The following is a 13562-nucleotide window of genomic DNA, read 5'->3' as shown; positions in this document are numbered from 1 at the left end:
CGCGTCCCGCGCGCTCACTGCGCCAGGAACGACGTGTAGACCGCCTGGAGCAGCGGGTCTTGCTGCCCGGCGGGCGCGTTGGGCAGGTGGCCCTGGTTGATGGTCCAGATGATGGTCCCTCCCAGGGCCTGCTCGCGCGCCCACCGCCCCTTGGCGGACACCGAGCGGGGATCCTCGAACGACACGTAGTTGCAGTGCTGGGGCCCCGCCGCGGAGGGGAAGCTCAGGTAGCTGGCCTGGGCCGCCTCGTCCCAGCGCAGCGCATCCGGCGTGTAGTACCAGGTCATGATGTTGGCGTAGCTCATGGCGTTGTCGCTCTGCTGCTCCAACACCGTGCGGTCATCGAGCGGCGTGCCCGGCGCCGTCACGCCGCGCCAGCACGAGCCGAAGAAGCCGATGCCCATGCCCAGCCGGCCCCGAGGCACGCCCGCGTCCAGATAGGCGAGCACGGAGCTGGAGACGGACGTGGGGTGGTGCGAGTCCTCTCCGAGCAGGGCGCTCGAGTGCCAGCTCTGCCAGCCGCCCCAGTTGCCGCTCATGACGTAGGACATGACGTTCATCTGGTCCACGCGCGCGGCCAGCTCACGCGCGAAGGCCTTGTCCGCGTCGCCCATCTTGAAGTTGGCGTTCACCCAGCCCACCGGCACGGTGATGAGGATGTCGGGGCGCGCGGCGCGCAGATCATCCAGCAGCGCGAGCAGGAGCTGTCCATCGTTCCCCTGCGGCGGCAGGTTGATGGGCTCCCAGTCCACGTCGACGCCGTCGAAGCCCAGCTCGGTCATCGTCGTGAGGATGTTGCGCACGAAGTACGCGCGGCTCGCGGGCGACGCGGCGCCCACGAAGCCGTCATGCTCACCCATGCCGCCGAGCATCATGATGGCCTTGCGGCCCGCCTTGTGGGCGCGGTCCGTCAGCTTGCGCGCCATGACCGGGCCTTCCGTCGCGCTCACGTCGAAGTCCGTGATGAGGAACCCATCCGCGCGGGGACGCACGCGGCCCACCGCGAGGTGCGTGAGCAGCGAGAGGTCCACGGTCTCCACCGGATACAGGCCGCGCTGATAGCCCACGTAGTAGCCCATCACCCAGTTCGCCGGCAGGCCGCCCGAGCGCGGACGCACCTCGCCGGAGCGAATGGTGGGGCCCTCGCCCGAGGCGTTCAGCGCGACGACCTCGAACGCGTAGTTGGTGTCGTTGCTCAGGCCCGTCACCACCGCGCTCGACGAGGGCGCGTTCACCGTCACCGACGCGCCGCCCGGGTTCGCGGTGATGCGGTAGCTCTGGAGCGCCTGTCCGCCGAAGCTCGCTGGCGGCAGCCAGCTCACGAAGGCCTGCCCGTTGCCCGCCGTCGCGCGCACCGCCCGAGGCTGGCCCGGGATGGTGGGCGACGGAATGGCCATGCCCGCCTGCGGCGTGACGAACACCGTCTCGACGGACGCCTCGCTCTCGCCGAACTCGTTCACGGCGCTGACGTGAAAGACATAGGGCTGCCCGTTGTTGAGGCCGCGCACGGTGGCTTGCACGTCCGGCGCGGACACGAGCGCGCCGCCACAGTCCGGATTGCACCGCACCACGTAGTAGAGGAGCGGTCCGCCGCCATCGGAGGCAGGTGCCTTCCACGTCAGCAACGCCAGCGCATCTCCCGCCTGGGCCGTCACCGCGGTCGGTGCGCCAGGCGGTCCATCCTCGGGTCCGGTGTGGCCTCCATTGGCCGGCCCGCATGCGGTCAACATCAACCCCAACACTCCGCCCATCCAGCTGCACCACGGATTCGCGACTTGCTTCTTCACTAGAATACCTCCAGCGATACTGGAATATGTGGACAGAAGTGTATGTCGAGTCAAGCGTGGAGGTTGACGGCTTGTACGTGGGTTGCGTGGAAAACGCTGAAGGCGTCTTCCATGCCTCCAATGCCGTTCCTGCGGCGAAAACCCGACAGGTTGAGTGGGTCCTGCAAGCACTCGCGCGTCCTCTTCCGGCTGGCGCCATCGCCTGTTGGGGATGGGCTTCGGAGCGCGTGATGCGGCCTCGCGAGGAGGTGATGACGGCCGCGGACGCTACGCCAGCTCATCTGCGCGCGGCGATGCATCTCACGTGACGACTGCGTTTCGCGCCGCTTCGCAGGGGAGGTCGGATCCGACGCCACGCGAGGTGCGTGAGAGCCATTGACCCGGGTCGCGCGCGCCACCGGTGCGCAGGAGGCGGCGCGCTGTCCAGAAGTCATGGCGCGAGTCTGCATGGGCGGTCCGACGCCGAACCGCCGGGCTGATCCGCATGCGCGATGGAGCCGAAGCCATGCGAGGCGACACGCCACCCAACTGGCGCTCCGCTCGGGCGGAGGCCTGCCCTGGCGGGCGCGGGCGGGCAGGCGGGACGCGTTGGAGACAGGTGCTTACGTTTGCGGCGCGACTCGCAACCCCAGGGACTCTCCATGACCGTGCAGACGACCCCCACACTCGCCGCCTCGGCGTTGGATCAACTCTTTCGCGACGCGCGCACGCACTTCGTCTGGCACGACGTGCCCGTGGAGGACTCAGTGTTGCGCGAGCTTTACGCGCTGGCCCGCCTGGCTCCCACGGCGGCGAACGCCCAGCCGCTGCGCATCGTCTTCGTGAAGAGTCCCGAGGCGAAGGCGCGGCTGAAGCCCGCGCTGTCACCCGGGAACCTGGACAAGACGATGACGGCGCCCGTCACCGCCATCCTCGCCTACGACACCGAGTTCTACGAGAAGCTCCCGAAGCTCTTCCCCGCGCGAGACATGCGCACGGGCTTCGCGAACATGCCGCCCGCGGCTCGCGCGCAGACGGCCGTGGTGAACGCCTCGCTCCAGGCCGGCTACCTCATCATGGCCGCGCGCGCGCTGGGGCTCGACTGTGGACCCATGGCCGGGTTCGACACGGGGAAGGTCGACGCCACGTTCTTCCCCGATGGGAAGTGGAAGACCGTCCTCCTGCTCAACCTGGGGCACGGCGACGCGACGAAGCTCTTCCCGCGCAACCCGCGGCTCGACTTCGACGAGGCGTGCCGCATCGAGTAGCGCCTCGGGCTCACCTCGCGGCGGTGGGGGCATCCGGCGCGGGCGCCACGGGAGACTCGGGCGCTTGGGTCCGCGACCAGTCCTCCGCGCTGCGTCCACTGGCATCGCGGACAGACGTGGACGCGCCGTTCCCTCGCAGTTGGCGGGCCACGTCGTCGCGGCCGAAGAGCACGGCGAACATCAACGCTGTCTGACCCAGGCGGTTGGTCTGATCCACCGCGCACGGTTGTTCTTGAAGCACCGCGACGATGTCCGCGTGGCCCTTGAACGCGGCGCCCATGAGCGCGGTGTTGCCGCGATTGTCGCCCGCGCAAGCATCCGCGCCGCCGGCGATGAGCGCGCGCACCGTGTCCACATGGCCGTGATAGGCCGCGAGGATGAGCGGAGAGAAGCCGCGCGAGTCACGTGCGTCCACGGGCGTCCCCGCCTTCACGAGCCCCGTCACCACCTCGGTGTCGCCCTCCCGCGCGGCGGCCAGCAGGTAGCGCTCCGCCTCGCTCGTCGCGAGCAATCGACCCTCGCGGGGCGGCGCCCGCAGGGACCACCAGGCCGCGACGAGCACCAGCCCCACCACACCCATGAGTCCCACGACGGCGAGCAACAGTCTGCGAACCATGACGACCTCCAGGTGTCCTCGCGCGGACCGATGAGGCGCGCGAGGGCAGGGCGGAACGAAAAGGAAACCCCTCGACGCTGCGTGCGCCGAGGGCCGGCAGCGCTCGACCTATCGCGCGGCGAGGGTGGCGCGGGCGTCGTCCAGCGTCACGCCCACGGCCTTGGCCAGCCGCGTGCCGTAGTCGGCGTTCGCGCTGTAGAAGAAACCGACCATGCGCGCCTTCACCTTCGCGTCGCGCACCTGCCCCAGGTCCGCGGCGAGGTTCTTCACGAGGCGCTCCTTCTCCGGGGCGCTGAGCGCCGCGTAGAAGTCACCCGCCTGCGAGAAGTTGTCCGCCTTGTCGATGGGCCGCTGCTGGGTGCTGCCCGTCAGGGGCGCATCGGACAGGAGGTACGCCGGGGCATCGGCCGTCTCGCGCGTGATGCTCGGCTCGTAGTTGACGTCCGACTTCGTGTGGCCCGCGTTGAGCGCTCCGCCCTGGTTGTTGTTGTGGACGGGAGCCTGGGCGCGGTTGATGGGCAATGACAGGTAGTTGGCGCCGATGCGGTAGCGCTGCGTGTCCGCGTAGGCGAAGAGCCGGCCTTGCAGCAGGCGGTCCTCGGAGGGCTCGATGCCTGGAGGCACGACGCCCGGCGAGAAGGCGGCCTGCTCCGTCTCCTCGAAGAAGTTGTCCGGCATGGCGTTGAGCGTGAACTTGCCGAGCTTCACGGAGGGCACCTTGGCCTCGGGCCAGACCTTGGTGGCGTCGAGCGGGTCGAACGTGAACGCATCCAGGTCCTTCGGATCCAACACCTGCGCGCTCAGCTCCCACACGGGGAACTTGCCCTGTTGGACGGAGGTGTAGAGGTCCTGCGTGGCGTGCTGGAAGTCCTGGCTCGCGACGCGCGCGGCGTCCTCGGCGGTGAGGCTCCGCACGCCTTGCTGCGACTTCCAATTGAACTTCACGTAGCGGACCTCGCCCTTCGCGTTGACGAACTTGAAGGCGTGGACGCCGTGGCCGTTCATCTGGCGGTAGTTCGCCGGGATGCCCAGGTCCGAGTAGACCTGCGTGAGCATGTGCGTCGACTCGGGCACGTGCGAGAAGAAGTCGAAGAAGCGATTGGGGTCCTGTCGGTTGGTGACGGGTGACGGCTTGAGGCTGTGCACCATGTCCGGGAACTTGATGGCGTCGCGGATGAAGAAGACGGGCAGGTTGTTGCCCACCAGGTCCCAGTTGCCCTCGTCCGTGTAGAACTTGAGCGCGAAGCCTCGCGGGTCGCGCAGCGTCTCGGGCGAGCCCGTCGGATGGATGACGGTGGAGAAGCGCACGAACATCGGTGTCTTCTTGCCCTTGGCTGAGAAGAGAGACGCGCGCGTCAGCTGCGAGAAGTCACCGTAGCTCTCGAACGTGCCGTGCGCGCCCACGCCGCGCGCGTGCACCACGCGCTCGGGGATGCGCTCGCGATCGAACCGCGCGAGCTTCTCGATGAGGTGGAAGTCCTCCAGCAGCACGCCGCCGCGCGGGCCCGCCGTCTTGGAGCTCTGGTTGGTGCCCGCAGGCGCCCCCGAGTCGGTGGTGAGGGGAGGCGGCGTGCCGGCCGCCAGGGTCGGAGTGCCAGCGAACAGGGCCGCGAGGACCAACGAATGGACTTTCATGCGGGGGCTCCAGTGGGGAAGAGGGCGTTGCGCCCGACCCCTTGAGCAGCCCGCGTGCCGTCCGCCTGGGTTCAATGAATCCGAGAGCTTGGATGTGAGCCGTGGCATCTCGCCACCGTCCCCTCGGTGCGTGAACCGGGATTTCGGTGGTTGGCGTCACCGGGATTCCGGTGTGGTGGCGTCAGTGCCAAGGGAGGCGCACGCCCGGCCCGGGTTCCGGGGCGCGCGGGTTCACGGCGCGGTGCGGCGAGCGTGCGAGCCTTGGAAACTGAGGACCTTGGAGGGGGTTGCGTGCCGGGTTTCTTGAGCACTTCCGACCCTTTGGCGGGTATGGTGCCGCGCATGCCAGGCCCGTTCATCGACGACGCGCAGATAGCTCATGCGCGCACGCTGGCGGAGGAGATCGTCAACCCGACGTTCGACCTCATCCGCCACAACACCACTGTTTCTATCGAGCGCACCGTTCTTCGGTTCTTCGGCATCTCGGGTGCCGGGGCGCGCGGGGTGCCGCTCGCCAACCTGATGGTCGACAAGCTGAAGGCCGCCGGGGTGCTCAACAAGGGGGCCGCCTATTGGTACGGCCGGGCCCTCCAACTGGGGGCGAAGAGTCCGCTGGAGGCCGTGGAACGCCTCACCGCGCTGCCCACCGAGAAGCTCGCCGCGCTGTCTCCGGAGATGGAGCAGAACCTGCGCGCGGAGGTTCGCGCCGAGGCCCGCGCCGCCATGGAGGACATGCGCGCGCGCATCAGCCAGCGAGACGACCTGCGCAAGCAGTTCCCCATGTCTCCGGCGCCGCACAAGTACGTCATCGTCGCCACCGGCAACATCTACGACGACGTGGATCAGGCGCGCGCGGCGGCCCAGGCGGGCGCGGACGTCATCGCGGTCATCCGCTCCACCGCGCAGTCGCTGCTGGACTACGTGCCCCACGGCGCGACCACCGAGGGCTACGGCGGCACCTACGCCACCCAGGAGAACTTCCGCGTCATGCGCGAGGCCCTGGATGACGAGAGCCGCAAGCTCAAGCGCTACATCCAGCTGACCAACTACTCGTCCGGCCTCTGCATGTCGGAGATCGCCTTCTGCGCGGCCTACGAGAAGCTGGACATGCTCCTCAACGACGCGATGTACGGAATCCTCTTCCGCGACATCAACATGCGTCGGACGTTCATCGACCAGTACTTCAGCCGCCGCATCTGCGCGCTCGCCGGCATCATCATCAACACCGGCGAGGACAACTACATCACCACGGCCGACGCCTACGACGCGGCCCACACGGTCATCGCCAGCCAGTTCATCAACGAGTCCTTCGCCAAGCGCGCGGGCCTCAAGGACTGGCAGCTCGGCATCGGCCACTCGTACGAGATTGATCCGTACCGCGACGACACGCTCCTCCTGGAGCTGTCGCAGGCCATGCTGGTGCGCCGCTGCTTCCCCGACGCGCCGCTGAAGTACATGCCGCCCACCAAGCACAAGGAGACGGACATCTTCTTCAGCCACGCGTACGACGTGATGGCGGACCTGGTGGCCATCTGGACGCGGCAGGGCATCCAGCTGCTCGGCATGATGACCGAGGCCATGCACACGCCGCTGCTCGCGGACCGCTTCGTGGCCCTCAAGTCGGCGGCGTACATCCACCGCGCGGCGCGTGGCATCGACGAGGAGTTCACCATCCGCGAGGACGGGAAGATCGCCAACCGCGCGCGCGAGGTGTTCGGCAAGGCGATGGAGCTTCTCCAGGAGTGCCGTGACGAGGGCATGGTGGCCGCCATCGGCAAGGGGCGCTTCGGCGACGTGAAGCGCGAGGAGACCGGCGGCAAGGGCCTGGATGGCGTGCTGGAGAAGGCTCCGGATTACTTCAACCCGTTCCTGGAACTCCTGGAGGCGTCATGATGGTCGGCACCTTTCTGTCGTTGATGCTGGCCGCGGGCGGCTCGGCGGATGCGCTGTCGGCGTACCCGGTGAAGTCCATCTCGCTGAAGGTCCCGGCGGCATGGACCCACTCGATGGCGGAGGGCTCGGACAAGTTCCTGGCGCCGTCGGGGGATGCCTACTTCCTGGTGGACGTGGGCGCGGTGCAGACCGCGGGCATGAAGGCCCAGGTCTGCGTGGACAAGATTGTCCGCTCCATCGGAGGCACGGGCTGGACGCGCCTGTCGGTGGGCGGTCAGCCGGCGGCCTGGCGCACGGACTCGGACACGGCCGCGGATGGCAGTGGCGCGGTGCAGACCATGACGTACGTGGGCTGCAACGGGAAGACGACCTGGTCGGTGGTCTTCCATCTGGAGCAGGGCAAGCAGGACCGCTTCGCGCCGCTGGCCCAGAAGGTGGGCACGAGCGTGATGTTCACGCGCGCAGGGGGGAAGTGAGCCGATGGTGAAGCCGAGCAAGCAGATCATCCGTCCGTACGGAGACCGTCGCGACGACGGCGTGGTGCAGCTGTCCTTCACCCTGCCGGTGCCGCTGTCGGAGAAGGCCAAGGAGGCCGCGGCCGTGTTCGCCCGCAAGATGGGCTTCACGGACGTGAAGGTCGCCGCCGCCGAGCGCGCCGCGGACACCTATACCTTCTTCATCGTGTACGCCCGCTCGGGCATGTACCTCGACTACTCGGAGATCGACGTCCCCGAGGTCATCGTCCGCAAGATGGGCTTCGATGACCTCAACGGCCTCATCAAGGAGAAGGTGGGGCGGCGCATCGTCGTGTTCGGCGCGTGCACCGGCACGGACACGCACACGGTGGGCATCGACGCCATCCTGAACATGAAGGGCTACGCGGGCGACTACGGCCTGGAGCGCTACCCCGGGTTCGAGGCGTTCAACCTGGGCAGCCAGGTCCCCAACGAGGACCTCATCAAGAAGGCGATGGCGAAGAACGCCGACGCCATCCTGGTGTCCCAGGTGGTCACCCAGCGCGACGTGCACAAGGACAACTCGCGGCAGTTCATTGACGCGGCCAAGGCCGCGGGCATCCACGGCAAGGTGCAGCTCCTCTTGGGCGGCCCGCGCGTGGACCACAAGCTGGCGCTGGAGCTGGGCTTCGACGCGGGCTTCGGCCCGGGCACCAAGCCGTCGGACGTGGCCAACTACATCGTTCACGCCTTGCTCAAGAAGATGGGCAAGGAGTCCGCGGACGCGCACTACCAGGGAGAGCCGCAGTGAGCACGGGAATGAAGGCGGTCATCCGCCTGCGCATGAGCAGCCACGACGCGCACTACGGCGGCAACCTGGTGGATGGGGCTCGCATGCTCGGCCTGTTCGGCGACGTGGCCACCGAGCTGTGCATCCGCGCCGATGGCGACGAGGGCCTCTTCCGGGCCTATGACGCGGTGGAGTTCCTCGCGCCGGTGTACGCCGGGGACTTCATCGAGGCCGAGGGCGAGATTCTTTCGGAGGGCAACACGTCCCGGAAGATGCGCTTCGAGGCGCGCAAGGTCATCCGTCCTCGCACGGACGTGAACGACTCCGCGGCGGACGTGCTGGCCGAGCCCGTGGTGGTGTGCCGCGCCACGGGCACCTGCGTGGTGCCCAAGGACAAGCAGCGAGGCGCGCGATGAGCCTGCCTCCCATGGTCATCACCGCGGCGATGGTGGGCGCGGAGACGACGCGCGCTCAGACGCCGCACCTGCCCATCACCGCCGAGGAGATCGCCGAGGACGCGGTCCGCTGCCGCGAGGCGGGCGCCGCCATGGTGCACCTGCACGTGCGCACGGCGGACGGCAAGCCCTCGCAGGACGCGGAGCTGTTCCGAGCCGCCATCCGCGCCATCCGCAAGCGCACGGACGTGCTCATCCAGACGTCCACGGGCGGCGCGGTGGGCATGACGGTGGACGAGCGCTGCGGTCCGCTGACGCTGACGGGCGCGGACCGGCCGGACATGGCCACGCTCACCACGGGCACGGTGAACTTCGGCGAGGAGGTCTTCTGGAATCCTCGCCCGCTCGTTCGCGACATCGCCAAGCGCATCCGCGGGGCGGGGCTCCGGCCGGAGCTGGAGTGCTTCGACGTGGGGATGATCGACGAGGCGCGCTACCTGGCGAAGGAGGGGCTCGTCGAGCTTCCGGCGCACTTCGACTTCGTGCTCGGCGTGCCGGGCACGCTCCAGGCCCGTCCCGAGGTGCTGGACTTCATGATCGCCTCGTTGCCCGAGCACTCCACCTGGACGGTGGCGGGTGTGGGTCGCTTCCAGCTCCCCTACGTGGAGGAGGCGGCGAAGCGGGGCGGCAACGCGCGCGTGGGCCTGGAGGACAACATCTACGTGTCCAAGGGCGTGCTCGCGAAGGGCAACTGGGAGCTGGTGCAGGACGCGGTCCGGCGCGCGAAGGCGCACGGCCGTGAGCTGGCCACGCCCGAGCAGGCTCGCCAACTTCTGCGCCTGGGCTAGAGCCCGCGCCAGCGACGTCGAGGAGACAGGCACATGGATACGGGGCTGAGCGGCCACGGCGTGCTGGTAACAGGAGGCGCGGGCGGCATCGGCTCCGCGCTGGTGCGCGCCTTCGCGGAGGAGGGCGCGCGCGTGGCGGTCCACCACCACGCCAACGTCGCCAAGGCCGCCGACCTGGCGCGTGAGGTAGGAGGCGTGGCGGTGCGCGCGGACCTCACGGTGGAGGCCGAGGTGGATGCGCTCGTCCCCGCCGCGGTGTCGGGGCTGGGGCGCTTGGATGTGCTCGTGTGCAACGCGGGCGTGTGGCCTCCCGCCGACGAGGCCGTGTGGCAGATGTCGCTGGCCCGGTGGCGGCGCACGCTCGCCGAGAACCTGGACAGCGTGTTCCTGAGTTGCCGCGCCTTCCTTCGGCACGTGGCCACCACGGGTTCGGGCAACATCGTCATCATCAGCTCGACAGCGGGGCTGTTCGGCGAGGCGGGCCACGCGGACTACGCGGCGGCCAAGGGCGCGCTCACGGGCGGCTTCCTCAAGAGCCTGAAGAACGAGCTGGGCCGCATCGCGCCGCTGGGTCGGGTGAACGTGGTGTGCCCGGGCTGGACCGCGGTGGATCGCCACCGCAACAAGCTGGACGACCCGGCGTTCGTGGGGCGCGTCACGCGGACCATGCCGCTGCGCAAGGTGGGGCAGCCCGAGGACGTGGCGCGGGTGGTGGTGTCGCTCGCGTCAGACCGGATCAGCGGTCACGTCACCGGCGAGGTCATCACCGTTGCCGGTGGCATGGAAGGAAGGGTGTTGCATGAAGGCTGAAGTGGATGTGCGCGCGTACAACCGCGAGGCGTGGAATCAAGAGGTCACCAAGGGGCAGAACCGCTGGACGCTGCCCGTGGGGCCTGAAGTCATCGCCGCGGCGCGTCGCGGCGAGTGGTCGGTGTTGCTGACGCCGACCAAGCCGGTGCCGAGGTCCTGGTTCGGGGACCTCAAGGGCAAGAAGGTGCTGGGGTTGGCGAGCGCAGGAGGCCAGCAGGGCCCCGTGTTCGCGGCGGCGGGCGCGGACGTCACCGTGTTCGACAACTCGCCCGCGCAGCTCGGGCAGGACCGCAAGGTGGCCGAGCGCGAGGGGCTGAATCTCCGACTCGTCGAAGGCGACATGCGCGACCTGTCTGTCTTCGCGGATGAGAGCTTCGATCTCATCTTCCACCCGTGCTCCAACGTCTTCGTGGATGCCATTCGGCCCGTCTGGAAGGAAGCCTTCCGCGTGCTGCGCCCGGGGGGAGTGCTCCTCTCTGGCGTCTGCAACCCCGTCAGCTTCCTCTTCGATCCGGTGCTGCAGGAGCAGGGGCATCTGCAACTGAAGTACACGATGCCGTACTCGGACTTCACCAGCCTGACGGATGAGGAGCGGCGCCGGTACTCCGACAAGGGCGAGCCGCTGTGCGTGGCGCACTCGCTGGAGGAACAGCTCGGCGGACAGACGGACGCGGGCTTCCACCTCATCGGGTTGTACGAGGACAAGTACATGGAGGGAGATCGCCTCTCGGAATTCCTCTCTCCCTTCATTGCTACGCGCGCGCTGAAGCCCGCTCGGCCGTAGCGCGCGTGTCACGTTCCAGGCGCACCCATTCCACCGAAATGGGTGTTGCGTGGGGAAGCTGGAAAAGCTCCCATGCGCGCGGTCCGGACTGCTCCGGACCTCTCCCAAAGGAACGCGAATGCATTTCTCCTGGAAGCTCCCGTCTGTCCTCGTTCTGGGCTGCGCCGTGCTGGGGCTCGGCTGTGAGCCCGCGCCTCAGGCGCCGAAGGGCGACACCACCGCGGCGAAGCTCGCGAACAAGAAGGACCGCGTGACCTCGAACACGCTGCTGTACTGCGAGCAGCCGCAGGACGGCTCGTTCATCGAGATCGTCCGCACGGCCTCGGGTGGCTATGAGGCCGCGACCGTCACGGAGGAGTACGATCCGTGGGACTGCCGCTGCACGTTCGAGAAGCGCACGGTCTTCGGTCAGTACACCACGTGTCGCGTGGCGGCGTCCGATCCGCACATCCTGAACTGCTACCGCGTGGAGCCGAACGGCTCGATCGGCAAGGTGGTGGTGTCCACCACGCGCAACGTGCGCACCCAGACGGTCATCGGCAGCTCCCAGGAAGTCACGTACACGGAGCTGAACGTCGCGCTCATCAACCAGGACCCGGGCCACACGCCGCGCCAGGACTTCAACTACGACATGGGTGACTGCATCACCCAGTAGTCGCCGTCACTCGGGGTTGGCCGTGGATTTAACCATCCCGGGCCCCGTGGGTTCTTCCCTGTGAAACGAGCGCCGCGCCTCACTGTCGAGCCGCGGCGCTCCCCAGCGACAGAGGAACCCGTCATGCGTTCGTCATCCCTTCTCCGTTCCACGCTCGCCGTCGCGCTGTTCGCGCTCCCCGCGCTCGCGCAGCAGGCGCCCACGACGTCGAGTTCGCCCGCCACCTCCACGTGCGAGCACTCCGAGCGCGGGCATGGGGGCCACCGCGGGGGACGTGGCTTCGCGAAGCTGGAGCATCGGTTGGACCGCCGTGTGTCCGAGGGCCGCCTGAGCCAGGCCCAGGCCGACCAGTTCAAGACCGAGGCCCGTCAGCTCCGCGACGAAATGAAGGCCGCGCGCGAGTCCAGCGGCGCGCCGCTCACCGAGGCGCAGCGAGAGCAGTTCCGCGAGCGTCGCCACGCGCTCCACGAGCGCATCCGCGCGGCGGTCGCGCCCCGTCCGCAGGGCGCGTAAGGCCGCCGTCAGTTCCAGCGCGGTGCCGCGGAGTTTCCATTCGCTCGCGTACTCGCCGCCAGCCAGCACGAGCCACGGCGAGCTCTCGGATCCGATGGCCGCTGAGGTGTGCATCGCGTGACGTGCGCGAGCGGGTGGCGCAGACTGGTGGCTCCTCGTTGATTCGGAGCCTCCATGCGTCGTGCGCTTCTCGGTTCGGTGGCACTCCTCACCCTGGGCTGCGGTGCGCACCGTGAGGCCGCGCCGAGCCCACGGAACACGGCGCAGGCAGCGGCACCAGCGGCACCGAAGCCGTTCCTGGACACGCTGCTCGAAGAGTCGGAGCTGGTGCGCATCCAGGCTCGGGCTCGGGCCATCGTCGCATCGGAGCAGGGGGCCATCCGGGCCTCTGACCTGCTGAGCGAGCGCCAGGATCTGGATACCTCGGGGCTGGGGATGTTCTTCACCGTGGCGCGTGGCAACGCCTGGTACTCCGTCTTCGGACACCTGGAGGGCACCGAGCGCTTCGTCCCGGTCTACGCCTACCGGGCGCCCGTCGAGTTCTCGGAGGAGATGGAGTCGTTGCCCGTGGGTGAGCTGCCCGCGTCGTTCGATGGTCTGGCGCGCGCGGTGAGCGCGGCCACCGAGCGCACGTTCAAAGCGCATGGGCGACGGCAGATGAATCCGGTCGTGTTCGAGGACTCCGAGGGCATCACGGTGTACGTGATGCAGGGCATGACGGATCCGGAGCGCTTCCTGCTCGGCGGGGACTTCCGCTTCCGCTTCAGTCTGGATGGCCGCACGGTGCGCGAAGAGGTCGCCCTGCACCAGGGGATGATCCCCGTGGACATGAGCGAGGACGCGGAGGGGAACCATCCCACCAGCTCGGTTCACACGCATGTGCTCATCGCGGGGCCGCTGGAGACCGAGCTGGCGATGGTGATGCTCTACCCGCAGCTGGGCACGGTGTGCGTGGGCGCGCACGGCCAGACAGCCATCTATTGCATGCGGCCGGATGGCACCATTCGCGCCCTGAGCCTCAAGCGGAAGGAAGTACTCCGGGAGCTGCGAGGTGATGGCACGTTCGGTTCGTCCGAGGCCACCTCCAGCCCCGTGGACCTCTGACGGCGGGGGCACGCGCCGCCCGCCGTCCGC

General features: G+C 68.7%; 15 protein-coding genes. 12 read left to right on the top strand and 3 right to left on the bottom strand.

The window, feature by feature from the left end; all coding sequences use genetic code 11:
• Positions 1 to 14 precede the first annotated feature (14 nt).
• Positions 15 to 1751, bottom strand: a complete 1737-nt coding sequence (locus JGU66_18415; protein MBJ6762743.1) for a fibronectin type III domain-containing protein — start codon at positions 1749 to 1751, stop codon at positions 15 to 17.
• Positions 1752 to 2428: 677 nt separating this feature from the next.
• Here JGU66_18415 and JGU66_18410 point away from each other — a divergent pair.
• Positions 2429 to 3034 (top strand): malonic semialdehyde reductase, encoded by a 606-nt coding sequence (locus JGU66_18410; GenBank protein ID MBJ6762742.1) that lies wholly within the window; start codon positions 2429 to 2431, stop codon positions 3032 to 3034.
• A 10-nt stretch (positions 3035 to 3044) separates the two neighbouring features.
• Here the strand turns inward: JGU66_18410 and JGU66_18405 are convergent, their stop codons facing one another.
• Together JGU66_18405 and JGU66_18400 are read right to left on the bottom strand one after the other, a co-directional pair.
• Positions 3045 to 3650, bottom strand: a complete 606-nt coding sequence (locus JGU66_18405; GenBank protein ID MBJ6762741.1) for an ankyrin repeat domain-containing protein — start codon at positions 3648 to 3650, stop codon at positions 3045 to 3047.
• A 108-nt stretch (positions 3651 to 3758) separates the two neighbouring features.
• Complete coding sequence (locus tag JGU66_18400) at positions 3759 to 5285, bottom strand: catalase (GenBank protein ID MBJ6762740.1); 1527 nt, start codon at positions 5283 to 5285, stop codon at positions 3759 to 3761.
• A 342-nt stretch (positions 5286 to 5627) separates the two neighbouring features.
• Between JGU66_18400 and JGU66_18395 the strand changes: the two genes are divergently transcribed.
• The 11 genes from JGU66_18395 to JGU66_18345 all read left to right on the top strand — a co-directional run bounded on the left by JGU66_18395 (position 5628) and on the right by JGU66_18345 (position 13532).
• On the top strand, positions 5628 to 7178 hold the full coding sequence (locus JGU66_18395; GenBank protein MBJ6762739.1) for a lysine 5,6-aminomutase subunit alpha: 1551 nt from the start codon (positions 5628 to 5630) through the stop codon (positions 7176 to 7178).
• Entirely contained in the window at positions 7175 to 7654 is a 480-nt protein-coding gene (locus JGU66_18390) for a hypothetical protein (protein MBJ6762738.1), read from the top strand. The genes JGU66_18395 and JGU66_18390 overlap by 4 nt, the downstream gene beginning before the upstream one ends.
• Before the next feature lie 4 nt (positions 7655 to 7658).
• A complete protein-coding gene (locus JGU66_18385) occupies positions 7659 to 8444 on the top strand; it encodes a cobalamin-dependent protein (protein ID MBJ6762737.1) in 786 nt (261 codons plus the stop codon).
• A complete protein-coding gene (locus JGU66_18380; protein MBJ6762736.1) occupies positions 8441 to 8839 on the top strand; it encodes a 3-aminobutyryl-CoA ammonia lyase in 399 nt (132 codons plus the stop codon). Before JGU66_18385 ends, JGU66_18380 begins: the two co-directional genes overlap by 4 nt.
• The gene (locus JGU66_18375; protein ID MBJ6762735.1) at positions 8836 to 9666 is read left to right on the top strand and encodes a 3-keto-5-aminohexanoate cleavage protein; all 831 of its coding nucleotides are present in this window, start codon (positions 8836 to 8838) and stop codon (positions 9664 to 9666) included. The genes JGU66_18380 and JGU66_18375 overlap by 4 nt, the downstream gene beginning before the upstream one ends.
• A 33-nt stretch (positions 9667 to 9699) precedes the next feature.
• Positions 9700 to 10476 carry an SDR family oxidoreductase gene (locus JGU66_18370; GenBank protein ID MBJ6762734.1) on the top strand — a complete coding sequence of 259 codons (777 nt, stop codon included), beginning with the start codon at positions 9700 to 9702 and terminating at the stop codon, positions 10474 to 10476.
• Positions 10466 to 11260 (top strand): class I SAM-dependent methyltransferase, encoded by a 795-nt coding sequence (locus JGU66_18365; GenBank protein MBJ6762733.1) that lies wholly within the window; start codon positions 10466 to 10468, stop codon positions 11258 to 11260. Before JGU66_18370 ends, JGU66_18365 begins: the two co-directional genes overlap by 11 nt.
• Positions 11261 to 11378: 118 nt before the next feature.
• Positions 11379 to 11915, top strand: a complete 537-nt coding sequence (locus JGU66_18360) for a hypothetical protein (GenBank protein ID MBJ6762732.1) — start codon at positions 11379 to 11381, stop codon at positions 11913 to 11915.
• 123 nt (positions 11916 to 12038) lie between these two features.
• The gene (locus JGU66_18355; protein MBJ6762731.1) at positions 12039 to 12428 is read left to right on the top strand and encodes a hypothetical protein; all 390 of its coding nucleotides are present in this window, start codon (positions 12039 to 12041) and stop codon (positions 12426 to 12428) included.
• 181 nt (positions 12429 to 12609) lie between these two features.
• Entirely contained in the window at positions 12610 to 12828 is a 219-nt protein-coding gene (locus JGU66_18350; protein MBJ6762730.1) for a hypothetical protein, read from the top strand.
• Positions 12756 to 13532 (top strand): hypothetical protein, encoded by a 777-nt coding sequence (locus JGU66_18345; GenBank protein MBJ6762729.1) that lies wholly within the window; start codon positions 12756 to 12758, stop codon positions 13530 to 13532. Before JGU66_18350 ends, JGU66_18345 begins: the two co-directional genes overlap by 73 nt.
• Positions 13533 to 13562: the final 30 nt, after the last annotated feature.

This window comes from Myxococcaceae bacterium JPH2 (assembly GCA_016458225.1).
GTDB lineage: Bacteria > Myxococcota > Myxococcia > Myxococcales > Myxococcaceae > Citreicoccus.
This window is presented reverse-complemented; position numbering and strand designations above follow the sequence as displayed.